The organism is Daejeonella sp. (genome assembly GCF_046590655.1).
Taxonomy (GTDB): domain Bacteria; phylum Bacteroidota; class Bacteroidia; order Sphingobacteriales; family Sphingobacteriaceae; genus Daejeonella.
In genome coordinates this window covers 1-4192 of the sequence record NZ_JBKJUM010000118.1, presented here as the reverse complement: position 1 = coordinate 4192, position 4192 = coordinate 1, and the positions used below count along the sequence as shown (strand labels likewise).

Here is a 4192-nt window from a genome sequence, read left to right as displayed (position 1 = left end):
ATGAAATCGTTTTTCCTAACTTCGTCCTGTTTGTGAGTAGTTATATCATGTAGAACACCAGTAAAGATATCTGCCTTGGTTTCTTTTTCGACCGAGCTATTTCCAACACCCCTCAACCATCGCAGCCGCTTATCATGAAACCCAGTAACAGCAAACTCGATGTCACATCTCTTACCTTCACTCATACTCGTTATAACCGCTTTTTCAACCAATGGCCGATCTTCTTCAAGTATTTGTCCTACTGCATCTTCATAAGTCATCGTATCATCCGCATAAAATCCAAACATTTCCTTAAACCGTGCAGAGGGTTTGAATTCTCTTGTGTTCATATTTATGACCCATGTAGCAATATCAGCGGCTTCTATAGCCATATTCAACAGCCTATTACTATCATCAAGATTGAACTGAATTCTCTTTAAAGTAGTAATATCGTTAAATGTAACAATCGCCCCGGTATGGTTATTATCTGATTGTCGTATGTAGGGCATCGTCATTACCTGGTACCATTTACCATCATTAGTTTCAATTTCCTTAGTTACCGTGTTGCCGTGATCAAGAACCTGCCTGATATCATCCACGATGGTGTCGAACTTAACATTTGTGGTTATGTTGCTTATAGGCCTTCCAATATCCGTTTCAAGCAAATTAATCTGTCTAATCGTGCCGGGAGAAAATTTCATCAATCTTAGATCATTATCAATAAAAAGCTGACCATTTAAATTGCTCCTGAAATAGTTATTCAGATCGTCGTTAATTTCAAATAATTCCTTGTTCTTAAGCTGATAGTCGGAATTGATTGTATGAAGTTCCTCATTGACCGACTGCATTTCCTCGTTAGTGCTTTGCATTTCTTCATTCGCAGAAATAAGCTCTTCATTAAACGATTGCATGTTTTCATTAGAAGCGTCGATCTGCTCATAAGAAGACTGAAGTTTCTGTTTAAGATTTTTCAGCTCCGCTTCAATGGTAAGCGTATAGTTGTCAATAGACTTTGTTTCATCAAAAATGATTTCATCGTCCGCAGCATTATGTAGTAAGCCATTATCGCTGAATATTACCATGAATACGTCTGCCTCATGAACACTTAAAGGGCTTAAAGTCAGGTTTATATTGCGTATTTGTTTTTGGGTTTTTATTATTATGCCTTTTAGAACTGTCGTCTTCCCGGTTTCCTTGAATTGTTGGTAAGTAGATTTAAAGGCTACCGCAAGTGGACGTGGCAGCAATTCTTCCAAACTTGAGGTAAAATGTTTAGGCAGAAAATATTTAGTGGGGTCGCCGTAAGAGTTTAATATCTCCAGGTTAGAATTCGCAGAAATCACCAGATAGCCCAGGTTTAATGCCACAGTGTTATGCATTTCTTCAGCAACTGCATTCTGAAAAGGTTTGAATCGCTTTTCACCCAGCTCAATGGGTTTATATTTTATCTCGAGCAGATTTGGCATCGTGTAAGCATCAAAATTTGAAGCCTGCTTGGTCTCAAGACATTTATAAATCCGCCACTTTTTATTTACAACTTCCAGGCTTTGCATGATTTGACTGGGAGTCTCACTGGAGCCTAAAAACAGGTATCCGTCTTTTTTGAGTCCAAAGACGAACATGTTAAATATTTTCTCCTGTAAAATCGGAGTCATGTAAATCAAGAGGTTACGGCAGGCAATTAAATGCATGTTGCAATAAGGTGGGTTCTTCACCAGGTCATGCTGTGCAAAAATGACCATTTTTCGTATCAGGGCGCTGATTTTATAATAGTCCCCTTGTTTCACGAAATATTTTTCAAGCCTGGTAGTAGACACACTCTTTTCTATTGCGTTGCTGTATATTCCTTTCCCCGCATGGGCAAGCGCAATGCTGTCGATATCTGTGGCGAAGATTTTTACCACTCTGGATTGTGATGTCTCCACGAGTTTCTCAGCTATCAGGATGGCCAGGGAGTAGACCTCCTCCCCCGTAGCGCATCCGGCGACCCACATCTTGAGTTCTTCTGTCGGGTTAAGACGGTTTAATAAGTCCGAAAGAACCTTGTCCTTAATAATTTTGAATGCTTCTTTGTCTCTGAAGAACGAGGTGACACTGATGAGGAATTCTTTTGCCAGGGCATCTACCTCTCCTGGAGTTTCCTTCAGATAATCAAGATATTTTTTTAAGGATTTAAAATTGGCTTGCGATGCTCTCCGCTTCGTCCTGCGAAGAATGGTAGTTTCTTTATAATCTGAGAAATCGAGCGGTGATTTTTCATTAATCAACTGAATGATTTCCCGGAGGTCTTTTTCTTCTTCCTGGCTATCGGTGAGTAGATTCCCCTCATATTTTATGAAATCTTCAATCGCACGGGGCATGGCTTCAGGCTCAAGTACAAAATCGACCATACCACTGCCAATAGCGTTTGATGGCATGCTTCCGAATTCCGCTGTTTCAGGATTTCTAGCCATTACCATTCCGCCATGTCTTTTGATTTCTCTAATACCGGCGGTGCCATCTGAACCTAATCCAGAAAAAATAATACCTATAGCATCTTTTCCGCTATTGAGGGCAAGTGATTTAAAAAAAGTATTTATAGTAAGGTGAGGCGAAGCAGCTTTATCTTTTTCCGTTAATAGCAATTGATTATCCTCAATAATCATATACTTGTCGTTCGGTATCAAATAGACTTGGTTGCGTCCAACGTTCATCCCATGCTCTGCCTCTTTTACTTCAAGTTTACTATGTCTGGATAGCAATTCAACCATGCGGCTTTTGAAATCGGGAGATAAATGCTGAACAATGATATATGAGACCCCATCCAAAGGTGTATGATCAAAAAAAGAATTGATCTCATCCAAACCGCCCGCAGAGGCACCAATAGCAATAATATGATGTGGTATATTTGTCGGCATTTTTAAACTTTAGAAATCAGTAATGAGCAGAAATGAGGATAAGATGCGGAATTCGTAAAAGTATTTAAAACAACGTGGTAAAACTATTGTTAATACTATTATTTTATTATTTGATTAAACAGGTATATCCCTCTCGGCTGCCTTTTCGTTCGAATGAAGGATTGCCTTAATTCGGTCGATGTGAACCTGGGAAGCGTCGGCTCTTTCTATTGAGGATTTGGCATTTGCTCCATTTTGATCCCTCGCCAGGGTTAGTAATAGATTTCTTCTTTCCTCAAACATCCTGAGGGCAGTCCACATGGTTTCTTCGATTTTCATCGTTTGCTCAGCCAATAAAGTAGAGGCAGTGTAGGCATGACCTGTATGGCAGCGATATCTGAGCCCGTTATCTGTTTTAATCTCCCAGAGAACTCCTCCACAGCCCGGGCAGTTAAACGGCACCAGGTTTCCAAGTGAATTTACCGAAGGCAAGTCGCTAAGAACGCGCTTGGCAATGCTTGCTTCTGTACGTATATCTATTGGGATAGGTACTTGCTTCTTAACTTTCGCAAACAGGAGTTTATGGATTACACCACCTATCTGAGCCAGGGGCAGAGTGTAATCAACTTTTACATTGCTTAATGCATTTTTAGGCATGTCTGGATAATCCGCATCTTCGGGGTCTTGAACTATACATATGCCGCCGCATCTTTTTATAGCTTCCATGCCAGAGGTTCCATCATTTAGATACCCCGTTAAAAGTATGCCTATAACTCCGGTTCCAAAAGTTACCGCTGCCGATCGAAATAACGGATCAATAGCAGGGCGTGAACGGTTTTCATGTGCACCCTTGGTGACTAAAAGAGATTTATCATCGCTTATCATCAGGTGATGATCTGAGGGTGCCAGATATAAGTGACCTGGTTTCATAAGGCCCTTATTGGTAGCATTACCGCAAATAAGTTGGCTGTTTTTTCTTAGAGAGTCGAGTAATACATTACCTGTTGCATCTGCGGAAATATGCTGAACTACTAGTATCGGTACAGGAAAGTCTGCCTGAAGCTGACTAACTAATTTTGTAAGTGCCCGAAGGCCACCTGCCGATGTTCCCACAACAATAACTCTTTTGGAAACAACCTCTTCAGCTTTCATAATTGATGGCCTTCTTATAGCCAACGTTTAACCTGCCGTTTTGTGTTGGGGGAAAATTAATGGCCCGTTTAAAACACTGTTCATGCATATTAAAACTAAATGGTATAGTAGTTGAGAACTCCCATTGCATGAATGAATATTTCCTGATTTTGACTCTTTTCGGGCTGGCGGCTTTTGGGATGGCC

At 40.6% G+C, this 4192-nt stretch carries 2 protein-coding genes; both read right to left on the bottom strand.

What is annotated here, in order from left to right; genetic code table 11:
* Window positions 1-2876, bottom strand: a 2876-nt coding sequence (locus tag ACLL8Z_RS11560) for a chemotaxis protein CheB (protein WP_411274945.1), incomplete at its 3' end; no start/stop codon positions are given.
* 114 nt (window positions 2877-2990) lie between these two features.
* On the bottom strand, window positions 2991-4007 hold the full coding sequence (locus ACLL8Z_RS11555) for a chemotaxis protein CheB (protein WP_411274944.1): 1017 nt from the start codon (window positions 4005-4007) through the stop codon (window positions 2991-2993).
* Between the last annotated feature and the right edge of the window lie 185 nt (window positions 4008-4192).

Excerpts from the sequence above, each read along its gene's own strand:
- ACLL8Z_RS11555 (WP_411274944.1), bottom strand. The coding sequence starts at position 4,007 with ATGAAAGCTGAAGAGGTTGTTTCCAAAAGAGTTATTGTTGTGGGAACA.